This window comes from Paenibacillus sp. FSL K6-2441 (assembly GCF_037964765.1).
Lineage (GTDB): Bacteria > Bacillota > Bacilli > Paenibacillales > Paenibacillaceae > Fontibacillus > Fontibacillus phoenicis.
This window is the reverse complement of record NZ_CP150174.1, coordinates 1,411,092-1,430,869: the sequence shown is the minus strand read 5'-3', so window position 1 is coordinate 1,430,869 and position 19,778 is coordinate 1,411,092. Positions and strand designations below refer to the sequence as shown.

Annotated in this window: 22 protein-coding genes and 1 riboswitch; of the genes, 12 read left to right on the top strand and 10 right to left on the bottom strand. The window is 49.8% G+C overall.

From position 1 onward, the window contains the following. Positions 1-45 precede the first annotated feature (45 nt). Entirely contained in the window at positions 46-756 is a 711-nt protein-coding gene (gene trmB, locus NSQ80_RS06185; RefSeq protein WP_009226115.1) for a tRNA (guanosine(46)-N7)-methyltransferase TrmB, read from the bottom strand. Between the two features lie 334 nt (positions 757-1,090). Between trmB and NSQ80_RS06180 the strand changes: the two genes are divergently transcribed. From NSQ80_RS06180 to NSQ80_RS06165, 4 genes are read left to right on the top strand one after another with little or no spacing between them, the layout of a single operon-like run. Further along, the gene (locus tag NSQ80_RS06180) at positions 1,091-2,044 is read left to right on the top strand and encodes a TIGR01212 family radical SAM protein (protein WP_339301800.1); all 954 of its coding nucleotides are present in this window, start codon (positions 1,091-1,093) and stop codon (positions 2,042-2,044) included. 6 nt (positions 2,045-2,050) lie between these two features. Beyond that, positions 2,051-2,647 carry a class I SAM-dependent methyltransferase gene (locus NSQ80_RS06175; protein ID WP_323076088.1) on the top strand — a complete coding sequence of 199 codons (597 nt, stop codon included), beginning with the start codon at positions 2,051-2,053 and terminating at the stop codon, positions 2,645-2,647. Between the two features lie 16 nt (positions 2,648-2,663). Beyond that, entirely contained in the window at positions 2,664-3,062 is a 399-nt protein-coding gene (locus NSQ80_RS06170) for a VOC family protein (protein ID WP_260069813.1), read from the top strand. A 36-nt stretch (positions 3,063-3,098) separates the two neighbouring features. Then, positions 3,099-4,049 (top strand): alpha/beta hydrolase, encoded by a 951-nt coding sequence (locus NSQ80_RS06165; RefSeq protein ID WP_260069814.1) that lies wholly within the window; start codon positions 3,099-3,101, stop codon positions 4,047-4,049. 81 nt (positions 4,050-4,130) lie between these two features. On the opposite strand, the gene NSQ80_RS06160 is transcribed toward NSQ80_RS06165, so the two are convergent. Together NSQ80_RS06160 and recQ are read right to left on the bottom strand one after the other, a co-directional pair. After that, on the bottom strand, positions 4,131-5,942 hold the full coding sequence (locus NSQ80_RS06160; RefSeq protein WP_339301797.1) for a B12-binding domain-containing radical SAM protein: 1,812 nt from the start codon (positions 5,940-5,942) through the stop codon (positions 4,131-4,133). 12 nt (positions 5,943-5,954) lie between these two features. Continuing rightward, positions 5,955-7,787, bottom strand: coding sequence for a DNA helicase RecQ (recQ, locus tag NSQ80_RS06155; protein WP_009226108.1), 1,833 nt, complete (start codon positions 7,785-7,787; stop codon positions 5,955-5,957). A gap of 189 nt (positions 7,788-7,976) precedes the next feature. Between recQ and NSQ80_RS06150 the strand changes: the two genes are divergently transcribed. The 3 genes from NSQ80_RS06150 to rlmD all read left to right on the top strand — a co-directional run bounded on the left by NSQ80_RS06150 (position 7,977) and on the right by rlmD (position 10,207). Next, positions 7,977-8,234, top strand: coding sequence for a hypothetical protein (locus NSQ80_RS06150; RefSeq protein ID WP_339301795.1), 258 nt, complete (start codon positions 7,977-7,979; stop codon positions 8,232-8,234). Positions 8,235-8,457: 223 nt separating this feature from the next. Further along, positions 8,458-8,769, top strand: a complete 312-nt coding sequence (locus NSQ80_RS06145; protein WP_009226106.1) for a CLC_0170 family protein — start codon at positions 8,458-8,460, stop codon at positions 8,767-8,769. Further along, positions 8,756-10,207, top strand: a complete 1,452-nt coding sequence (rlmD, locus tag NSQ80_RS06140) for a 23S rRNA (uracil(1939)-C(5))-methyltransferase RlmD (protein ID WP_339301793.1) — start codon at positions 8,756-8,758, stop codon at positions 10,205-10,207. The genes NSQ80_RS06145 and rlmD overlap by 14 nt, the downstream gene beginning before the upstream one ends. Positions 10,208-10,918: 711 nt before the next feature. Here rlmD and NSQ80_RS06135 read toward each other — a convergent pair. The 3 genes from NSQ80_RS06135 to NSQ80_RS06125 form a co-directional block, all read right to left on the bottom strand. Next, the gene (locus NSQ80_RS06135) at positions 10,919-11,926 is read right to left on the bottom strand and encodes an HD-GYP domain-containing protein (protein ID WP_323076082.1); all 1,008 of its coding nucleotides are present in this window, start codon (positions 11,924-11,926) and stop codon (positions 10,919-10,921) included. A 9-nt stretch (positions 11,927-11,935) separates the two neighbouring features. Then, positions 11,936-13,801 (bottom strand): FapA family protein, encoded by a 1,866-nt coding sequence (locus tag NSQ80_RS06130; RefSeq protein WP_323076081.1) that lies wholly within the window; start codon positions 13,799-13,801, stop codon positions 11,936-11,938. Between the two features lie 179 nt (positions 13,802-13,980). Continuing rightward, the gene (locus NSQ80_RS06125; protein WP_339301790.1) at positions 13,981-14,136 is read right to left on the bottom strand and encodes a hypothetical protein; all 156 of its coding nucleotides are present in this window, start codon (positions 14,134-14,136) and stop codon (positions 13,981-13,983) included. Positions 14,137-14,205: 69 nt separating this feature from the next. Next, positions 14,206-14,291, bottom strand: a riboswitch (cyclic di-GMP riboswitch). Between the two features lie 216 nt (positions 14,292-14,507). On the opposite strand from NSQ80_RS06125, the gene NSQ80_RS06120 reads away from it, so the two are divergent. Beyond that, a complete protein-coding gene (locus tag NSQ80_RS06120) occupies positions 14,508-14,750 on the top strand; it encodes a helix-turn-helix transcriptional regulator (protein WP_323076078.1) in 243 nt (80 codons plus the stop codon). 220 nt (positions 14,751-14,970) lie between these two features. Here the strand turns inward: NSQ80_RS06120 and NSQ80_RS06115 are convergent, their stop codons facing one another. Continuing rightward, entirely contained in the window at positions 14,971-15,243 is a 273-nt protein-coding gene (locus NSQ80_RS06115) for a hypothetical protein (protein WP_009226103.1), read from the bottom strand. 479 nt (positions 15,244-15,722) lie between these two features. Here NSQ80_RS06115 and NSQ80_RS06110 point away from each other — a divergent pair, with 479 nt between their 5' ends. Further along, on the top strand, positions 15,723-15,902 hold the full coding sequence (locus NSQ80_RS06110) for a hypothetical protein (protein ID WP_232282331.1): 180 nt from the start codon (positions 15,723-15,725) through the stop codon (positions 15,900-15,902). Positions 15,903-15,930: 28 nt separating this feature from the next. On the opposite strand, the gene NSQ80_RS06105 is transcribed toward NSQ80_RS06110, so the two are convergent. Both NSQ80_RS06105 and NSQ80_RS06100 read right to left on the bottom strand, forming a co-directional pair. Beyond that, entirely contained in the window at positions 15,931-16,239 is a 309-nt protein-coding gene (locus NSQ80_RS06105) for an IS3 family transposase (protein ID WP_157273487.1), read from the bottom strand. Beyond that, positions 16,236-16,634, bottom strand: coding sequence for a transposase (locus tag NSQ80_RS06100; protein WP_339301788.1), 399 nt, complete (start codon positions 16,632-16,634; stop codon positions 16,236-16,238). The genes NSQ80_RS06105 and NSQ80_RS06100 overlap by 4 nt, the downstream gene beginning before the upstream one ends. Before the next feature lie 171 nt (positions 16,635-16,805). Here NSQ80_RS06100 and NSQ80_RS06095 point away from each other — a divergent pair, with 171 nt between their 5' ends. Then, positions 16,806-17,975 (top strand): DUF4317 domain-containing protein, encoded by a 1,170-nt coding sequence (locus NSQ80_RS06095; RefSeq protein ID WP_036645972.1) that lies wholly within the window; start codon positions 16,806-16,808, stop codon positions 17,973-17,975. 37 nt (positions 17,976-18,012) lie between these two features. Further along, positions 18,013-18,579, top strand: a complete 567-nt coding sequence (locus tag NSQ80_RS06090) for a DUF4256 domain-containing protein (RefSeq protein ID WP_036646008.1) — start codon at positions 18,013-18,015, stop codon at positions 18,577-18,579. Positions 18,580-18,660: 81 nt separating this feature from the next. Here the strand turns inward: NSQ80_RS06090 and NSQ80_RS06085 are convergent, their stop codons facing one another. Then, positions 18,661-19,164, bottom strand: coding sequence for a CarD family transcriptional regulator (locus tag NSQ80_RS06085; RefSeq protein WP_009226099.1), 504 nt, complete (start codon positions 19,162-19,164; stop codon positions 18,661-18,663). Between the two features lie 150 nt (positions 19,165-19,314). Here NSQ80_RS06085 and NSQ80_RS06080 point away from each other — a divergent pair, with 150 nt between their 5' ends. After that, entirely contained in the window at positions 19,315-19,764 is a 450-nt protein-coding gene (locus NSQ80_RS06080) for a MarR family winged helix-turn-helix transcriptional regulator (protein ID WP_260069820.1), read from the top strand. The last annotated feature ends 14 nt before the right edge of the window (positions 19,765-19,778 follow it).

Genomic DNA, 19,778 nt, shown 5'->3' with positions numbered 1-19,778 from the left:
TTACAAAAAAGCGGAGCCAGGATTTATCCTGCTCCGATTTTTTTGCTATTTAAACATCTCCATCTTCCGCTCATGGTAACGTTGTAAGGCCGCTTCGCCAACCATTACTTCGCAGCGGTAGATCGGCATGCCTTGTCCTACGAATTTGCTTTCGTATTCCGTCATGACATGGGCCTCATTAATCCCGCCTTCATGCAGGCTAAGCGAAATGTCGCTCATCTGCAATCCAACCGCGGCAAAGGCATTCAGCGAAAATTCAAACAGCACGCGGGAGTCAGTCTTGAAGTGAATTTCGCCGTTTTCGTTCAGGAGATGACGGTATTTCTCCAAAAACCGCGGGTGCGTCAAGCGCCGGCGCCAATGCTTCTTCTTCGGCCATGGATCACTGAAGTTCAAATAAATGCGCTCCACTTCCCCTGGCGCAAAAAACTCCTCGATCATTTCAATATTCCCCAGCGCCAGACGAACGGTTTGCGGCTTCAGCCCGCCCTGCTCGTCCCATTTCGCGCGCACCTTCTCGCTCGCCCGGCGAATCAACTCATCATACATGTCCATGCCGATGAAGTTCACGTCTGGATATTTTACACTCATGCCGCTGATAAACTGACCTTTGCCCATGCCAAGCTCGATGTGGATCGGACGGCCGTTGCCGAACACCTCCGCCCAGCGTCCTTTATATTCCCGGGGATTCAGGACAACCAGATCCTGCTGCTCCTCCAAATGCTCCCGTATTCCTTTTCTGCCGCGTAAACGCATGTTATTCCTCCGCTTTCTTGGTATCCATTCCTTGCAATATTGTGCCGAAGTTTGCTGCAAATGTAAAGCGCACAATGAAAAAGGAACCAACCGTTCGCCGGGGAGACGAGACGAGTGATTCCTTTTTCGATATATTTTGGAATTGGGGTCCAACGAAATTGATATTCTCAAAATAACATATTTCCGTACCCTGCCGCAAGGAAACAGGCAAGCAGCATTCCCCTTTTCCAGTGAAATTTGATACAATAAATTCAGTGGAAGCGGCGTACGGACGGGGCTTTCGCCGTTGTATAAATATGCAAAAAATATTTTGTGACAAAATGAAGGAGCCGCAATGAGTACACTGATGACGGACACTCCTGCTTTGTGGGGAGACAAAAGATTTCATACCTGGAATTTCGAGATGCGCCAAGAGTTCGGAGACAAGGTATTTAAGGTGATGCTAGATGCCGGATTCACTTGTCCCAACCGCGATGGCTCGATCGCAAAGGGCGGTTGCACGTTCTGCAGCGCCCGGGGATCGGGCGATTTTGCCGGAAGCCGCCGGGACGATCTGGTAACGCAGTTTGCCACGATCCGCGACCGGCAGCATCTGAAGTGGCCGCATGCGAAATATATTGGATATTTTCAGGCTTATACGAATACTTATGCGCCGGTGGAGGTGCTTCGTGAATATTACGAAGCGATTCTGGAGCAGCCGGGTGTCGTCGGTTTATCCATCGCCACGAGACCGGATTGCCTGCCGGACGATGTCGTGGATTATTTAGCCGAGCTCAATGAGCGCACCTACCTCTGGGTCGAAATGGGCTTGCAAACGATCCATGAGTCGACGTCCATGCTGATCAACCGGGCGCACGATACGCAATGCTACCTCGATGCGGTGGAGAAACTGCGCGCACGCGGCATCCGGGTGTGCACGCATATCATTTACGGCCTGCCGCAGGAAACGCATGAAATGATGCTGGAGACCGGCCGCGCCGTGGCGAACATGGACGTGCAGGGCATTAAGATCCACCTGCTCCATCTGATGCGCAAGACGCCGATGGTGAAGCAGTACGAAGCAGGATTGCTGCGTTTCCTGGAACAGGACGAATACGTCAAGCTGATTGTGGACACGCTTGAGTTTCTGCCGCCAGAAATGATCGTGCATCGGCTGACCGGAGACGCGCCGCGCGACCTGCTGATCGGACCGATGTGGAGCCTCAAAAAATGGGAAGTGCTCAACGCCATCGACGCGGAGCTGAAGCGCCGCGATTCCTGGCAGGGCAAATACTGGAGAGGACGTTGAGCGCTTATGGGCTTCCTCTCCGTATTAAGCTTCGCGCATAAACTGGCCGGCGAACGGCTGAGGCTCGGCGACGCGGCCGTCGACGCCACGGCGGGAACCGGCGCGGACACGCTGTTCCTGGCCAAAGCCTGCGGTCCGAAGGGGCGAGTGTTCGCCTTCGATATCCAGCCGCAGGCGCTGGCCCTAACGAAGGCTCGGCTGGACAAGGAGCCGGCGGATTCCATCGCCGGCGTCACCTTGCTTCAGGCGAGCCACGCGGACATGGCGGCCGTGCTGCCCGCGGACGTGCACGGGCGGCTCGGCGCCGTGATGTTCAACCTCGGCTATTTGCCAGCCGAGGGCGCTGACCCGGCGCTGATCACGCAGCCGGACAGCACGCTGCCCGCCCTGGAGGCCGCTCTGGCCCTGCTGCGGCCGCGCGGGATCTTGACGGCCGTCCTCTACCCCGGCCATCCCGGCGGCGACGCCGAAGCGGCGGCGGTGGAAGCCTGGGCGGCTGCACTGCCCGCTTCCGCCGGGCAGGCGATCCTGTACCGGCAGCCGCAAAGGCCGGCTGCCCCGTATTTGATCGCGATTGAAAAGAAATCAACCAATTCGAATTGAACTGGGGGTCATCGGTATGGGTATTCGCAAAATCGAGCATATTGGAATTCGCGTCTCGGCTCTGGAGGATTCCATCGAGTTTTATGAACGGATTATCGGCATGAAGCTGTTATCCACGATCGGTGAGGTGGGAGACCCGCTGCGTCTGGCTTTCCTAACCTTTCCGGGCCAGGAATCCGTTGAGGTCGAGCTGATTAATCTCCCCGAAGGAGAAGAGTTGCCGAATGAGGGCAAGGTGCATCATATTGCCTTTACCGCTAGTGATATCGAAGAGGAATATGCCCGGATTTCCAAATTAGGCTTATCCGGTCTCGACCCGGAAATCCGCAGTCTGCCGAACGGCAGCCGATTCTTCTTCTTTAACGGACCGGACGGCGAACGGATCGAATTTTTCCAGCCTGCGTTTCTCGCTTGAGGTCTTCCCATAATTCCGTGGAAAGAAGGGCTACGCTTGAAAGAGCATACGTTTACGTTCGACAATGACACAAGTCATGGGGTCTTCGTGTATCGTTGGATCGCCGCTGATTCCGCCGACCCGCCGCGCGGTGTGCTGCAAATCGCCCACGGCATGGCGGAAACGGCCAAGCGCTATGAGCGCCTGGCCCGGTTGCTGACCGCCCACGGCTTTATCGTCTACGCGAACGATCACCGCGGGCACGGGCGCACGGCTGGAAGTCCAGAGGAATTAGGCTGGCCGGGCAAACAAGGCTTTACCGGCATGGCGAAGGATATGATTCAGCTTACGAAGATTATCCGTCAGGAGCATCCCGATCTCCCCTTGTTTCTGCTCGGCCATAGCATGGGCTCCTTTCTGACGCAGAAGGTCATGTACCTAGCCCCGGAGCCTTATACTGGATTTATTCTCTCGGGAACAGATGGTCCCCGGGGGCTGCTGGGCCTGGGGCGAAGCCTCGCCCGCTTACAAAGCCTGCTGCAAGGCGAGACCCATCCCAGCCTGCTGATGAACGCGGTGACCTTCGGGAGCTTTAACCGTAACTTCCTCCCGGCGCGGACGCCCTTCGACTGGCTCTCCCGGGACGAGGCCGAGGTGGATAAATACATCGCCGACCCGCACTGCGGCTTCTTGTGCAGCGCCGGCTTCTTTTACGGCTTCTTTGGCCTGCTGCAGGAGATTCACCGCCCGGAGAAGATGCGCTCCATCCCTAAGGATAAGCCGGTTTATATCTTTGGCGGCGACCTCGATCCGGTCGGCCAAAACGGCGCCGGCGTCCGGCGTCTCGCCGGACTGTACCATCAGCTGGGCCTCAAGGACGTTGAGGTGCGGCTGTATCCCGGCGGCCGTCATGAAATGCTGAACGAAATCAACCGCGACGAAGTGATGTCGGATGTGTTGAATTGGCTGGAGTGGCATCTGCCGCCCGAAGCAGCGAACGCAGAATAAACAAATAAAGCGAGCCTGCTGAACCGGCTCCTCGGGAAGAGGAAGCCGGTTTGCAGGCTCGCTTTTTCGTTATTGCTCTCCTCACTTGACCAGGGTGCAATGCTCCGGGGACCAAGCGCTTAAAGGGGCGTGGAAATACACCGGCCGCTCGTCCGCTTCCTGCTGGTAGAGGACAACAAGCAGCGTGCCTTGCGGCTCATCCCCTGCGTTCGCCGGGCTTGCTGGCGCTTCTGACCCTTCCGCTCGCAGTACATCGCCCAGCGCAAACGGCAGCTCTTCGATGCACGCATACTTCTGCAGCTCGCGTTCATCCAGGCCGTATGCCGCAAATTGCTCTGACAAAGCAGCAGGGGCTTCTGCGAGCGCACGGAAATACGCGCTGCGCCGGTCTTTGTCCACCCGGTCCTCCCACCAGATTTTCCGCGGCTTATACTTGTGTCCAAGCAGGTAGTCGAGCTTCATTAAACCAAGCACAACCTCCGGCTCTTTCAAAGTGCGTCCGCTTAGGAACGCGTGAAGCCGAGTGAACAAATCCTCAAGCTGATGGCCGATCCGCTGCCAGCCTTGTTCCTCCCAATAGTCGCCAAACTCCTGGAAGAAGTCAAACGGCGAATCGAACTCGTGAGTGACCAGATACTCCACGGTGTGATCCATGCGGTGCGCATTCCAATACTTCTCCAACACGTCCTCCAGTCGCTTCAGTCGGATCACGTCCTCAAACGGCAGCACGTTATTGCTCAAGATTTCATAAGGCGCATGGTCCATGAACACGTAGTTGTATTTCTCCGCGTCATTCCGCAGCCCGGTTCCGCGCAGCATCTTCAGGAAGCCAAGCTGCAGCTCCTCGGGACGCAAAGCAAACACGTCGTTAAACGTTTTGCGGAACGTGGCATAGTCCTCTTCCGGCAATCCGGCGATCAAATCCAGATGCTGGGCGATTTTGCCGCTTTCCTTGATTTTGGTGACGGTCCGGGTCAGCTTCGTAAAGTTCTGGCGGCGTTTCACCAGCTCGTTGGTTGGATCGTTTGTCGACTGCACGCCAATCTCGAAGCGGAAGATGCCGGGCGGCGCGTTCTCCGCCAAATAGTCCAGCACCTCCGGCCGCATGATGTCCGCCGTGATTTCGAACTGGAACACGCAACCCTGGTGGTTGTTGATCAGAAATTCGAACATCTCCATCGCGTAATTGCGGTTAATGTTAAACGTGCGGTCCAGAAATTTAATGATCTTCGCGCCATGCTCGATGAGGTACAGGATGTCCGACTTCACCCGTTCGATATCGTAATACCGCACGCCCACCTCAATACTTGAGAGGCAAAACTGGCAGCTGAACGGGCAACCGCGGCTGGTCTCGAAATACACGATCCGTTTGCCGAGATTCGGAATATCCTCGGGAAAACGATGCGGCGACGGCAGCGTGTTCAGATCGGATTTTGGCCGAGGCGGATTCAGTACGACCTCTTCTCCTTTGCGATAGGCCGCGCCAAACACGAAGTGGAACTTCTGCTCCCCGGACAGTTCCTGCAGCAAATGGTGGAATGTCTCCTCACCGTCCCCCATGACGATAAAATCCACCTCCGGGATGCGCTCCATCCAGTATTTCGTGTCGTAGCTAACCTCGGGGCCGCCCAGTACAATCTTCACTTCCGGCAGCACTTTCTTCAGCAAGGCCACCACTCGAATCGTCTCTTCGATATTCCAGATATAGCAGGAGAACCCGATGACATCCGGCTTCCGCTTAAACAGATCCGACACGATATTCATCACCGGGTCCTTGATCGTATATTCGGCCAGATCGATGTCAAACTCGTTGCCGCTGTAGGCTTTGAGCAGCCGGATCGCCAGCGAGGTATGAATAAATTTTGCGTTCAGCGTTGCCAATATGACTTTCACATGCTCACAACCCTACTCCATATTTTGAAAAAACTCCAGAAACGGCTTTCCGTACTTACGGTACTTCACTTCGCCGACGCCCTTGATTCTCAGCATATCCGCTTCGCTGGTCGGACAGACCACACTCATCTCGCGCAGCGTCGCATCGTTGAAAATAATATAGGAAGGCACCCGCTCCTTCTCGGCCAAATCGCGGCGGATCAAGCGCAGCTGCTCGAACACCGTCTCGTTGACGGCGGACGGCCCTTCATCATACTTGCGGCGCCGCGAGCTAGATGACGATGAGGACGCGGCGGCAGTCTCCGGCGCACGGAGCATCACCTGATGGCGGCTCTTCAGCACCTCAACCGCCAACGGCTGCAGCCTTACGACCGGGTATTGCCCTTCGGACAAGGCTAAATACCCTTCCGCAATAAACACATTGATCAGTTCAGAAATTTCCTTCTCGGTGCGCGTGCGCAGCATGCCATAGGTAGGCAACTGATTAAAGCCGTACTGCAGCACCTTTTTGTTCTGCGAACCTTTGAGCACCGAAGCGACCAGCGAGACGCCAAACCGCTCCCGCATCCGGTGGATACAGGAGAAGACGATCTGCGCGTCGCGCGTCATGTCGACGAGCTCCCGTTCGTCCCGGCAGGAGCTGCAAACACCGCAAGGCGTGCGGTCGTGAGCCTCACCGAAATAATCCAGCATTGCCCAGCGCAGGCAGCTCGTCTGGTAGCAATATTCAACCATCTGCTGCAGCTTGCGGTACTCGTTGCGTTTGCGTTCTCCATCCTGCGGGTTTTGCTCGATCAGGAATTTCTGCGTCATGATGTCCTGCGGACTAAACAGCAGGATACATTCGCTGGGCTCGCCGTCCCGGCCAGCCCGGCCCGCTTCCTGAACATAAGCCTCCATGTTCTTCGGCATATTGTAGTGGATCACGTAACGGACGTTCGATTTGTCGATCCCCATCCCAAAGGCGTTGGTCGCCACCATCACGCGAATGTCGTCATAGAGAAAAGCCTCCTGGCTCTCCTCCCGCTCCTTGTCGGACAAGCCGGCATGGTAGCGGCCGGCAGGGATGCCGGCGCGGCGCAGGCGCTCGTACAGGTCGTCAACCTCCTTGCGGGTTGCGGCGTAGACGATCCCGGGCTGATGCGCATGGGTCGTCGCGTAATTCAGGACGAATTCGCGCTTGTTCTCACCGCGCAGCACCGACATCGCCAGGTTATCCCGACCGAGGCCGGTGACGAACACGGCCGGATTCGCAAGGCGCAGCAGACGGACCATGTCGTCCATGACCTCCGGCGTGGCCGTGGCTGTAAAGGCTGCGAGGATCGGCCGTTGCGGCAGCGATTCCACAAACGGGGAGACCGCCAGATAGCTTGTCCGGAAGTCATGGCCCCACTGCGAGACGCAGTGCGCTTCGTCGACGGCGACGCAGGAGATCGATAGACCGCTCATTTCCTCGCGGAACCAGTCCAGCTCCAGCCGCTCCGGCGCAACATAGAGCAGCTTCAGCTCACCGCGGCGCGCCGCCCGGATGCGGTCGTTCACTTCCTTGCCCGACAGCGTGCTGTTGATGTAGGCGGCGGAGATGCCCATCGCCGTGAGCGCATCGACCTGGTCCTTCATCAACGAGATCAACGGGGACACAACCAGCGTCAGACCCGGCAACATCAGAGCCGGGATCTGGTAACAGATCGATTTGCCTCCGCCCGTCGGCATAATGCCCAGCGTATCCGCGCCGGACAATACGCTCTCGACGATTCTCCGCTGCCCTTCGCGGAAATCGGGATATCCGTAATATTTCTGCAGCAGCTGCTGCGCATGTTCCATCGTAAGTGCTTCCGTGCTCATTTCGCTTGATTTCTCCTAACTTCCCAATCGGCCGTCGTCCTCCCGGATTTTCGGGACAGACCGGCTTTATGCACTTTTTTAGTTTACCGGGGTTTGGAGAATTGGGCAACCGCCGCAAACGCTACATGAACTTTTCCAAAAAGTCCAACACTCTCTAATAATCCTACAATTCGTCCGGAGGCGGCAGATATGCTGGATTGGAAATCCAAATACGAAGCGTATGAGAAGAAGCATCCTTCAAAACCATCACCTTCGTCTTCTTCCTCGAACAGTTGGGATGCGCTGATTGTCCCGGCGCTGTTCAACCAGTTTTTTCAAACCATTGACGATTATTCATGCGCTTCAATTTGCCTATGTTCACCTGATTTATTGGCCGTTTGTCATCTTCCCCTTCTTGTTTGTTATCATGATGTCGATGAAATCAGTTCATCTCTTAAATTGGCTTGAAGTCGGTCATGCTGGGCATCGCCGTCAGCGCCAGCTTGTACTTGTTGCTCGTGCTCTCCACGATTGGGATCTACGGGGTTCGGGAAACCCTTGTTCTGTTATATCCTAGCACATTCACCAGAAAAGCGACTGGGGACAGATGTATGCGAACATCCCGGGATCCGTGAAACTCAGTGTTTCGATCCGTCGAACCGGCTTAAAAGCGAATTAGGAGGTGCATGTCATGAATCAGGTGCATGTGATGAATCACGTGTTTGCTTTTACCGCTTCCATCTCACTCTTTTCCGGACTTGTCTTGCTTCTGGTGGATCAAACGATTTATAAGGTTCAGCAGAAGCAAAAGGAACAGAAATACGCCAAAATCTTTGGTTGGATCAACCTCTCGCTTGCTGGCACCGGTTTCTGGTTTTTCTGTTATTGCAGCTGCCATAACCCTTCGTCGATGCAGGTCATGGTATCCCTTGGATTCCCATGGTATATTGAGTCTAGTACAAACCTAACAGGATGGAGAATCAGGATTCATGAAAGAACGTAACTATTCCGGCAACCGCCCGGGCAACAAAACGCAATCGCGGCCCAAGCCGCCGATCGCCAAGCGGGAACAGGCCGATGAGGTACGTACCGGCGACCGGATCGTCGTGACGATCAAGCGGCTGGGCATTAACGGCGAAGGCGTCGGCTATTATCGGCGGAAAGCCGTGTTCGTCGAAGGCGGTATTCCCGGTGAGGTCATACATGCAGAGGTTACCCGCGTGGAGCCTAAATATATCGCTGCCGTGATTCGAAAGATCGAGAAGCGCTCTCCGCATCGGTTGGAGGCGCCATGCCCGGTGTTCGGCATCTGCGGCGGCTGCCAGATCCAGCATCTGTCCTACGAGGGACAGTTAGCCGGCAAAGAGGAGATCATCCGGGAGGCGTTTGCGCGTTACGCCGGCCTGCAGGACGTGCGGTTGAAGCCGATGCTGGGCATGGATCACCCTTGGGGCTACCGTAACAAGGCGCAGCTGCAATTAGGCATGTCCCAAGAGGGCATGATCGCCGGCTTGTATGCGGCCGACTCCCATAAGCTGATCGATATTACCGGTTGTCCCATTCAACACCCGAAGGTGAACGAGGTGGTGGACAAGACCCGGGACGTGCTTCAACGACTAGGTATTCCAGTATATAAGGAAAAAAGCAACCAAGGGCTGGTCCGTACGATTGTCGTCCGCGTTGGCTTCCAATCCGGGCAGCTGCAAGTCACGCTAGTCACCGCCAACGACAAGCTGCCGCGCCGGGAGCAGCTGGTCAAGGAGCTGCGACTGGCGATGCCCGAGCTGACCAGCATCGCAATGAACGTGAATCCGAAGAACACCTCGCTCGTATTTGGCAACCGGACAGAGATCTTGTGGGGCGCAGACAGCATTCAGGAATCGCTGGGTGATCTGGAATTCACGCTATCGCCCCGCGCCTTCTTCCAGCTGAACCCGCTGCAAACGGTCAAGCTGTATGAATCCGTGCGTGCAGCTGCGGGTCTGACGGGTAAAGAAACCGTCGTTGATGCCTACTGCGGCACCGGCACGATCGGCCTGTGGCTAGCACCTTACGCGAAGGAGGTTCGCGGCATCGAATCGATCCCCGAAGCCGTCGAGGACGCCAAAGCGAATGCAGCCCGGAACGGCCGGGATAACGCTCAGTTTTACACCGGTTACGCCGAGGAGTTACTCCCCCGCTGGGTCAAGTCCGGATTCGCCCCGGACGTCATCGTCGCTGACCCGCCGCGCACCGGGCTGGATCCCCGCTTCCTCGAAGCGGTGCTAAAGACGAAACCGAAGCGCTTCGTCTACGTCTCCTGCAACCCGTCCACCCTGGCAAAGGATTGCAAAGCGCTGCTGGACGGCGGATATGCGCTGGAATGGGTGCAGCCGGTGGATATGTTTCCGCAGACGAGTCATGTGGAGTGTGTAGTGTCAACACATCGTATTGACAAATAATAGGGCGCCTAAACCAGTTGTCAAAACGAAAAGCAGCCTAACCCTTTAAAAACATCATCGGGGTTAGGCTGGTAACTTCAACAAGATAATTCAAATTGTTGAGAGCGTAGAAAATGCTCAGGGTAATGGACATTTTCGGAGTCTGTCAAGAATTTTCGTATTATGAGGTTAGCCAGCTTAATCTGGTTAGCCTCTTTTTGATTTATGATAGCTGTAGTCGGGAGAGAACGATCAAGAATTGGGGCGAACAAGCCCGTTACACAAACTGTTCACCCACTATTGCGCAAACCATGATTAAGCTGGTTGAGACACTTCTGATCTCGTATCACACGCGAAGCTATGGACGTGCAATGGTTAGTGGGCCACCGGCAAATCACCTGTTAAAGTCACCTTGCTAATCTGGAAAATCGTTGTCTTTAATGAAGGCCTTCACTTGATCTCTGCTGAACTTTGGGGCCACTGTGTTCATCCTTTCCATCCAACCTTTCTCCTAGTTTAATAGATTGGTTGGAGAGTTTACACAGTTTATTTTACAGCCCCTATTACATAGGTTGTACATACCTCTCATCTCAATTACTGTTTTTCAATGCCGAGTCTTTTTCCGTTCAATGCCTTTGCCCGTTTCCGCTTCTCTTTATACAGCGCAATATTCGCATGTTTAAAGAGTTCCTTTAATGCACCCGAAATATCAGAATTTTCCCAACCTCGTCGTTACTGGTTGCTGGTAAAGCCCAAGATTTTATTTTTAGAATGCCGCAGATCATAAAATTGCCCTTGAAACTCAACCAGCGGATTGATCAAGTCATCTGGATGCAGCATAACTATGCGAGCCACTTGACCATCTGATAAGAGAACTGAATCCCCGATCATTCTGTTCATTACGTTGGTAATAAAACATTGAACAATGATCGGATCGAATAATCCGAATGCACGTTGATAGATTTCTTGAAACACTTGGTATAAGGGAACTGGCTTCTTATATACCCGCTCTGAAACCATCGTATGGAACACATCGGCAACGGCTACAATTTTGCTGAAGTAAGTGATCTTATCACCGCTGACCCCGAAAGGATAGCCGCTGCCATCTTCCCGTTCATGATGCTGAAGGGCAACCAATGCTTGTTGTTCCGACATGCCTGGAAGATTGCTAACCATTTCATACCCAAAGTGAGTATGGCGTTTCATTTCAGAATACTCTTCCACACTGAGTTTGCCTGGTTTTTTCAAGATCGAATCAGGGATCTTGGTCTTTCCAAGGTCATGAAGCAACCCCGCTACGGCGAGGTCATTCAGTTCCTCTTCTTTCAGCCCCAACCATTTACCAATTAAGTAGGAGAGGATTGCAACACCGATACAATGTCGATAAGTGTAATGATCTTTCTTGCTTAAGTCCAATATGACGTTTGAAAGGTTATTATTGAAACAAATTTCTTGAATTTTCGGCATAACAATATGACGGATAACTTGATTTGAAAGTTGACTGGAATTTTGGTGTATCTTTTCATAAATCGACTGAACTTCAGATATCGCTTCATCAACGATTACTTCGGTGACCAACTCGGTATCTTCTGCCCCAATCTCGATTCCATGTTGACGTAGAAGATCAAGATGGCGAGTGTTCAAAATACTGTTCTTTGGCAGAAGCAAACTGCCTTGCTTGGAATAGATATTGTTGTTTAATCTTCTCCCAATAAACCATGTATTATCAATAAGAATCACCCCGTTTTCTTATGCCATTTGTCTAATGGTATTGCGGTCAAACGTCATTTCTTCAACTGGTTCAAAGATATCCATACTATACCGGTCCACAATGATTTTGCCTTCAAACATTTTCTTCACAATAACTTTCTTTGCAGCTTTAAGGCTTGTCCATACTCCAGTAGTCCCTCCAACATACATAGCTGAGATGGTGTCTCCCGCCTCAAGTTTGGAACCCCGACATACGGAATTGTCCAATAAGAAGATGATGTTCCCTGCTGAATAGAGATCGCATTGGATCACTCCTTCTTTACGAATGAGAATATCTCCATTCGACTTGAGAATTGATTTTTGCCCCTGATTGATGACAATTTGCACATTCGTTTCTTGACTTAATGCGACTCTCATATATGCTTCTTTCAGAATACGCAAGAAATCTTCCATTTTCGGTGCGGTCATTACCTCAATTATTTTTGTTGGTTGCAGAAATAACTCCAAGTAATAGTTCAACTGCTGTAAATCATTTTTATTGTAAGATTGAATACTAGAAATTACGCCTAACAATTCTTTCACAACATCCCCGACTTGCTGATATTTGTTTTCCGTAATCAGCACTAAGACTTGTCCATAACGTACCTGCATATTTTTCTTGGCCAACTCATGAAGCAATAACTTCGCACTTTCCATCATTTTTTCAAGTATTTCGATCAATTGTTTAGAACTGTTATAGAGTCGGTTGTAAAGCATTCCGAAATACCCTGAATAAAGATTACTTCCTATTACGTTTCCCTTGACTGCGATACTGCCAGTCGCGGTTAATGTTGCATTGAAAACACTGCCAGCCACATAAATGTTTCCAAGTGATTCAATGATCATGTTGTCCGTGACATCGCCATACACGATCACATCACCAGCAAACACAATATTTCCCGTCTGCATATCAACGTTTCCTGGTACGATAAATGCCGTGTTGATATCAAAGTATTTGATCCGATTTCCTGTAACTCTAGGTCGCCCTTCCTTTAGAGCAATGACGATGGAATCGGGTGTTATCTCCACATTATCCTTTCCTGCAATACGAATGTCCTTGACTGGTTCTGGGAGCAACACGTTTCCGAAAACATCATACCCCGCCTGGCCTTCGACAGGAGGGGTCTTTTTGGCGATAACATCTCCGCTCTTGACGGAAGGAATTTTCATATGATTTTTATAGTCGATATAACCCCTGACCTCAGTAAATATGTTCTCGATATTTTCAGAGAAATATAGATCAAGTTGTGCATCCCGACCTTGGACTGGGGCTTTACCCCTAGCAATGGTTACAGGTCGAAAAGAAGGTCGGAGGATCTCCGTTTGAATCGCCACAACATCAAGATTCATTTTTATCTTCATATTTTCAACAGCCGTAATAATATCTTGTAAACTCAAGGTTTCCAATATAATTGTAAGATCTTCCTCAGCAGTCAAAGTCACATTTAATGAAGGAGTCTTATCTGCTAATATCCACGCATATCTTTGTGTCCGATTAATAGTTAGATATGCTTCTATTTTGTCATCCGATACAGTTATCTCAAATAAAGGCTTTTCTTCAATCTCCCATTTGATCACGCTTTCAGATGTAACCTTCGTCTCTTTATCGATCTGTTTTCCATCCACCATTAACTTGACTGGTGGAGTCGCATTAATAGCCGGAAACTTACCACCATTGGTGGGGTTTCCAACCGTAATCTTGCCTTGTTCAACCTTAATAAACCCATCAGTGACCACAGCATTTGCGTCTACTCCTTGAGTAGTAGATGAGAATGATCCAGCCTCTTCACATACCTGAGAACTAGGAGCTTCGTCAAGTTTTTTCAACAAATTAATGATTTCTTGTTCACTGATATGTTCTGACATTGGAAACACCTCACTACAAGCCAGATAATATCTGAATTTTCGGATATTTAGTATGAGTCTTATGTGTGAGAGGTCCTTGAATCTATTTTCCTATCAACTATGGTTGGCTAAGGTTGTGGCAATAGATTCGAAAAACTCATTGACATCAAATGGTTTTGAAAGTACTTTTACATCCTTTTTCAGTCTAATAAATCGGGATTCGTTTCGTGGTATGCGTTTAGTGCCTCGAGTCCGTCTTTAGCTTGTAAGACAACCTCATGGCTTGCTTCGGTAACTAAGGCTGAGATCAAGAAACGAATAGAAGGGCTGTCGTCAGCGATCAGGATTCTTGCCATATTTGTCCCTCCCGAGTAAAAATAAAAAAACATCCATAGGAGTGATGTTTTAGATACATTCACCTCACTCTTGGCAACTTGGCGACCGTAGAATCAACTTCCTTAGGTCCATAGTTTTGCGTCCCTATTTTTCAATAGGTTTGCCCTTCGATATGAGAAATATGAAGTTCACGTCATCTTTCAACAATTATCCGCATAATAGACTAAATGCGACAATGCCTATAACAGTTAGTGTCATTTTGAGTCTTTAGAACTATTCGTAGTTCAATATTACTACAAAGTTATCCCAAAATAAACCCCATTTGTAGAGTATACTACGTGGAAATTGCTCCCATACTGAATAATAATAGAAAATTTAAGGGGGCGTGTTTATGACTTTAGAATTATCATTCGCCAAAGTTCTTAAGTCCTTGAGAGTTACCAAAAAGATGTCCCAAGAGGAACTTGCCTTCAGGAGTGACCTTGACCGGACATACATTTCAATGTTGGAAAGAAGTATTTATCAACCGACCCTTACAACGATATTTGCATTGTCGAAGGCTCTTAACACTACGCCTTCAGAGATGATCAAACTTGTTGAAAATGAATATGGCGAGGTTGATGATAAGGAATAACAATCCTCAGCGGAACGACATCTTTAACAGATGGTCGGAAGGATTTTGCTGTCGCCAACCCCTCTCTGGAATAACAGAGAGGACTGGCTATTGCTGTCGTAACCGATACTCAACTTGAATGTCAGAGTCCAACATCAATCGAAGAATCCAAAATAAAGATCGTATTGATAAGGAAAATCCAATATCAAAACGATCTTTTATCAAATTGCCTTATGGCAGACTATAGTAACTCTCTCAACAACTGAACCCCATCCTTTAGTCCAGCAAAGTATAACTGCTGTATTATGAGAGTATTGCGATAATTGATGATCTCTTCCATCTCAAGATATAACTCATACTGGGCTTGTGATAACTCACTTTTTAGTAAATTCTCAAGTTCTCGATGCCTGTTTTGTAATTGATCAATCTCCCGCTGCATACCCGCTTGCCTCACCAATTCATTAAACCTATGATCAAAAGCCGGTTTTAACCATTCTGGACCGAATTGTTGCATGAATACATCTCCTCCATCTAAATGTTTTGAATTAATCGAAGTTTGATGGTACATCGGGAAGGAGAGTATGACAAGCTTCCATCCTATGGTTTAAAGCCTCCATCATGTCACAAACCAAAAGCGGAATCTACGACCTGTCGAATCCAATATTCGATAAAGATCGTGATATGGTACAACAGGCATACGAGATACTCGGAATTTCCAGCAATGAATTGATTGAAGAGAAGAAAAAATTAAGCCGCCTTTGCTTTTTGGTCAAGCCCCCGTTTAGTGGACATTGGAAAAAGCCCCTAGGCTACGAGCTGGCGTCGAAACTCACTCGACGTCAGCTTGTTTAGTTTTCTTTGTGGTCGTTTGTTGTTGTAAAACTCAATATATTCTTCAATTCGCCTTTGTGTCTCGTCTAGAGTTCGGATATGATAGGGATAGAGCCCTTCTGTTTTGAGATGCGAGAAGAAGCTCTCCATAGAGGCTTTGTCATGACAATTGCCTCGTCTAGACATGCTGATTCGGGCGCCAACCTTCAGCAGCATGTCGTGGTAGGCGTGAGGCGTGTACTGGAATCCTTGATCGCTGTGAACGATCAATCCCGTCACGTCTTTCGTTTGATTCAAGGCCTTCTTAAAGGTTTGAAGTACAAGCTGATTATCATTACGTAGACTCATGTGATACGCTACGATTTCATTATTAAATAAGTCTTACCCATTTCTGGTTAGGGGCATCCGCCTTAAATTGACGTTGCAGCGTATTCTCAGCGACGCGGCTGCCTACATTCGAAGCATAGTTAAAACGGTGCTTACGTCGAATGTGTGAACGTAGCCCTAATTGTTGCATTAAACGAAGAACCTTTTTATGATTCATCCACACCTCCTCGTCTTGCAGTAGGAAGAGTTGAATTTGTCGATAGCCGTAGATACCACGATAGCGATTATATACGGCTTGGATTAAGGCTTTTGCATCGTGATCCCGATCAATCATCTTCAATTGACGTTTCAAATAAGCGTAGTATCCACTTCTGGAGACACCAAACAACTTGCACAAGCTGCTGATGTTGTACCCTTGTGAGGCTTTCCGAATGGATGCATACCTTTGTTCTTTACCTCCTGTTTCCAGATTTCCAAACACTTTTTTAGCATTTCATTCTCCCGTTGTAACTGCTTCGTATAGCGGTCCTGATCCACATATTCCTTTCGTCTCCCCCTTTGGTCGAGTAGACCAAACTCCCCCTGTTCGCGATATTTTCGCATCCAGCGTTTCATCCGATCCTTATCTTGAATCCCTAAGTGCTCATTAATCTGCCGATACGTCCATTTTGCCTCCAAATAAAGACGTATCGCCTCCAACTTCAGTTCCTCAGAGTATGATTTAAATCGTTGTCCTTTGATTGCCATAAAAAATGCACCCCCTAGAATTCATCGGAATAACCAGGGGTTTTTCCAATGTCTATTCTAAGGGGTGCACTTCATTAACGGTTTGGGTCTTTTTCATTTTTTACGTATCATGACAGGTGACGAGCATTATAGTACAATGCAAATATTGAATTTTTGCAAAGGGGAATTATCTTGATCAAGAAGGAACTCGCTTATATCCGCAAGCAATTCAAACTGGATCATGAAAGACTAAGTATTTACGACATTCTGAACGTCTATATTATGAAGGAAACGAACGAAATCTATCATTTTGAGCGTACACCGTTTGAGCTGTTGGAGAGAGAAAAGCAGGAATTGCATATGGGCAATTTCAAAAGACTGCTGTCCGGAGAATTGGATCAGAAGCTGTTCGAGCTAAAGTTCCAGGATCACCCGGAAACGGACAAGCCTTCGCAGGAGCTGCTGCATCAAGCTCTCGTGACCGGTGATGCCGACGAATGGCATGATTTGATGCTTCTGCTGGTAGAGAAAATGCTGGAGGATACGACGTATGAACGGGATACGGTAATCACCTTCGTCCGCGGGCAATACTACAAGCCCACCAAGGAGCGCAATGAGGAAGCCGAGGAAAGCGAAACTGATGAGATGTTTGCGAATCCGTTTATTTTGTGCAGCATCAATTCAACCGAACCGCAGCGAAAAACGCTTATGTTCGACTATGTCGAACGCGAGTTCAAGTACAACGTGATCGTTGATCCAATCATCAAGCTGCGCTCGCCGGAGCAAGGCTTCTTCTATCCCAGCATTACGGACGGCTTCTCTGATGTGAATCGGGTACTCTATTGCGCGGGCAAAGCGAATGATCCAAATCAGCATTTTATCGATCAGGTCCTAAACGCCGAGAAGACGGTAACCGCGCTGGAAGAGAGAGCGATCTTTGAGGACATCGTCAAGGAAATTGCCGGAGATCAGCTTGACGCCTCCACGATTGCGAGCGTATACGAAGAAATTCAGCAGGTGATTGAAACCCACGAGGAGGAAGAACCGCCGAAGCTGGATTATAGGGATGTGGAGCGCGTGCTGACAGCCAGCGGCGTGGAGAACGTTACGACGGAAAAGGTGGAGCTGGCGTACCAAACGGTTGTTGACGACAAAAACTATGAGATCAAAGCAAGCAGCGTCGTGCCGAAGTTTACTTCGAAATCGATCAAGATCGAAACGAAGGTAGCCACGATCTCGGTCAGCCCTCAAGATCTAAAGTACCTGAAGCAAGTCAATTATCACGGCAAACGCTGCATTCTGATTGAGGTTGATGAGGACGCGGTGATTGAAGGTTTTACGCTAAGCACGGAAGAACTGTAGAGGTGAAAATCAACAAGTTTTGAGGAGGTTGCTCATGATGAACAAAGAACTCAAGGTTTTAGCACCGGAACAAAGTGAAGAATTGCTCCAGGTTTTAAGCAAGCGTTTTGAGGCAAACATGAATCGCCATCCCGAGTTGGCATGGGCTCAGGTCCAAGCGAAGCTGGAGGCGCAGCCCGATAAACTGTGGTCGCTCCATGAAATGGAACGGACCGGCGGCGAGCCGGACGTTATTGGATACGATGAGCAAACCGATCAAATCTTATTCGTAGATTGTTCGGCGGAATCGCCCAAGGGCCGCAGAAGCGTCTGTTACGACCATGAAGCCCTGGAATCGAGAAAGCAGCATAAGCCGGAAGACAGCGCGATGAACATGGCGGCTGCTATGGGAATTGAGCTGTTAACGGAAGAGCAATACCGGGAACTGCAGAAGCTGGGGAAATTTGATTTGAAGACCTCCAGTTGGGTGCAAACCCCTGCTTCCATCCGTAAGCTTGGCGGCGCCCTCTTCTGCGACCGTCGTTACGACACAGTCTTTGTGTACCATAACGGGGCGGAATCCTATTATGGCGCCAGAGGGTTCCGCGGCATGCTAAAGGTTTAGAAATCAATGTTATCAATAAGCCCAAAAAGAGAGGTGCAGCTGCACCTCTCTTTCCTCGTATAACTCGTATAAAGAACCCGTTTATGACTGATTCACGGCAACCTTCTCCTGGACAGCCTGCAAAACGTCATCGTATGTGGTCTTTAACACGATGGCCATTTCGTTAAATGAAGTGTTCTGTATGCCCAATAACAGCTGGTTGTCTTGATTGCCGAGTTTCTTATGATTTTGCTCAGACCATTGTTTCCTGCGCATCAACGTATTGGCAACCTTCGCGATTCCCTCCCGGTCGCCTGTCTTGACAATCGCACTGTAATTGTGATGCCGTTCATGATTGTTATCGATCCATGGAATGCCCGGTGCCATAAAAGAGTCGATTAACGCCATCGCTTCCTCCGGCCCCATCAATTTCTGCAATTGCAAGGGCGCCCTATCGACCGGAATGCTGATTTTTAAGGTCTCATTGCTCAGCGGATGCAGTTCATAATAAGTCTTGGAAACACCGGCCAGCGATTTTACGCAAACCTCGTCGATGCGGCAAACGCCATGCACCGAATAACTGATCAAATCCCCCTTATCAAACATGGCCGTGATCCCGCCCCTCTATTTTGTCAACTAAGTTGACTATTGTTAATATACTCCTTTTCCGTTAATTTGTCAACTAAATTGACAACTTCCGGCCGTCTTTGTATAGTGTAGGAGAACTAGCAACAGGAACGGAAATGGAGGGATTCCATGCATCCCAAATTTGAATCTTTGAACCTGATCGATCTGATTAGCGAACGTCATGTCCAGCTTCGCTCCCTCTGTGAGCAGGTGTGGAACGAACGGAACGAGATATATATCTCCAACTCAGAATGGTTTATCATGGCAAGGATTTATCAGCAAAATCCAACGATTTCGCAGGTAACAAGACAGGTGGATATTTCGCGGCAGGCGACCCACAAATTCATTAAGAGCTTGGAAGCCAAAGGGTTGGTTGAGGTCATACCAGCCCAGCATAACAAGAAGGAAAAAAGCTTGAAATTAACGCCGTTGGGCGAAAGCTGTTATGAGAAGAACGCCACCATCAAGGCAGCGCTGGAGCAGATCGTCGCGAACGCTCTTGGAAACGAGCAGATTGAATGGTTAAAGAAGCTGCTAATAGCCGATTGGGGGAACTTAAACGAGCTATTCACAACATGAAGAAAGGAAGAGAT

What these genes read in the sequence shown, in the direction of transcription:
- NSQ80_RS06180 (WP_339301800.1), top strand. Translation starts at nt 1,091, where the DNA reads ATGAGTACACTGATGACGGACACTCCTGCTTTGTGGGGAGACAAAAGA.
- NSQ80_RS06150 (WP_339301795.1), top strand. Translation starts at nt 7,977, where the DNA reads ATGCTGGATTGGAAATCCAAATACGAAGCGTATGAGAAGAAGCATCCT.
- NSQ80_RS06110 (WP_232282331.1), top strand. Translation starts at nt 15,723, where the DNA reads ATGACAATTGCCTCGTCTAGACATGCTGATTCGGGCGCCAACCTTCAG.
- NSQ80_RS06170 (WP_260069813.1), top strand. Translation starts at nt 2,664, where the DNA reads ATGGGTATTCGCAAAATCGAGCATATTGGAATTCGCGTCTCGGCTCTG.
- trmB (WP_009226115.1), bottom strand. Translation starts at nt 756, where the DNA reads ATGCGTTTACGCGGCAGAAAAGGAATACGGGAGCATTTGGAGGAGCAG.
- NSQ80_RS06115 (WP_009226103.1), bottom strand. Translation starts at nt 15,243, where the DNA reads ATGCAACAATTCGGTCCAGAATGGTTAAAACCGGCTTTTGATCATAGG.
- NSQ80_RS06100 (WP_339301788.1), bottom strand. Translation starts at nt 16,634, where the DNA reads ATGGCAATCAAAGGACAACGATTTAAATCATACTCTGAGGAACTGAAG.
- recQ (WP_009226108.1), bottom strand. Translation starts at nt 7,787, where the DNA reads ATGAGCACGGAAGCACTTACGATGGAACATGCGCAGCAGCTGCTGCAG.
- NSQ80_RS06145 (WP_009226106.1), top strand. Translation starts at nt 8,458, where the DNA reads ATGAATCAGGTGCATGTGATGAATCACGTGTTTGCTTTTACCGCTTCC.
- NSQ80_RS06080 (WP_260069820.1), top strand. Translation starts at nt 19,315, where the DNA reads ATGCATCCCAAATTTGAATCTTTGAACCTGATCGATCTGATTAGCGAA.
- NSQ80_RS06085 (WP_009226099.1), bottom strand. Translation starts at nt 19,164, where the DNA reads ATGTTTGATAAGGGGGATTTGATCAGTTATTCGGTGCATGGCGTTTGC.
- NSQ80_RS06125 (WP_339301790.1), bottom strand. Translation starts at nt 14,136, where the DNA reads ATGGCAAGAATCCTGATCGCTGACGACAGCCCTTCTATTCGTTTCTTG.
- NSQ80_RS06175 (WP_323076088.1), top strand. Translation starts at nt 2,051, where the DNA reads ATGGGCTTCCTCTCCGTATTAAGCTTCGCGCATAAACTGGCCGGCGAA.
- NSQ80_RS06130 (WP_323076081.1), bottom strand. Translation starts at nt 13,801, where the DNA reads ATGTCAGAACATATCAGTGAACAAGAAATCATTAATTTGTTGAAAAAA.
- rlmD (WP_339301793.1), top strand. Translation starts at nt 8,756, where the DNA reads ATGAAAGAACGTAACTATTCCGGCAACCGCCCGGGCAACAAAACGCAA.
- NSQ80_RS06120 (WP_323076078.1), top strand. Translation starts at nt 14,508, where the DNA reads ATGACTTTAGAATTATCATTCGCCAAAGTTCTTAAGTCCTTGAGAGTT.
- NSQ80_RS06090 (WP_036646008.1), top strand. Translation starts at nt 18,013, where the DNA reads ATGAACAAAGAACTCAAGGTTTTAGCACCGGAACAAAGTGAAGAATTG.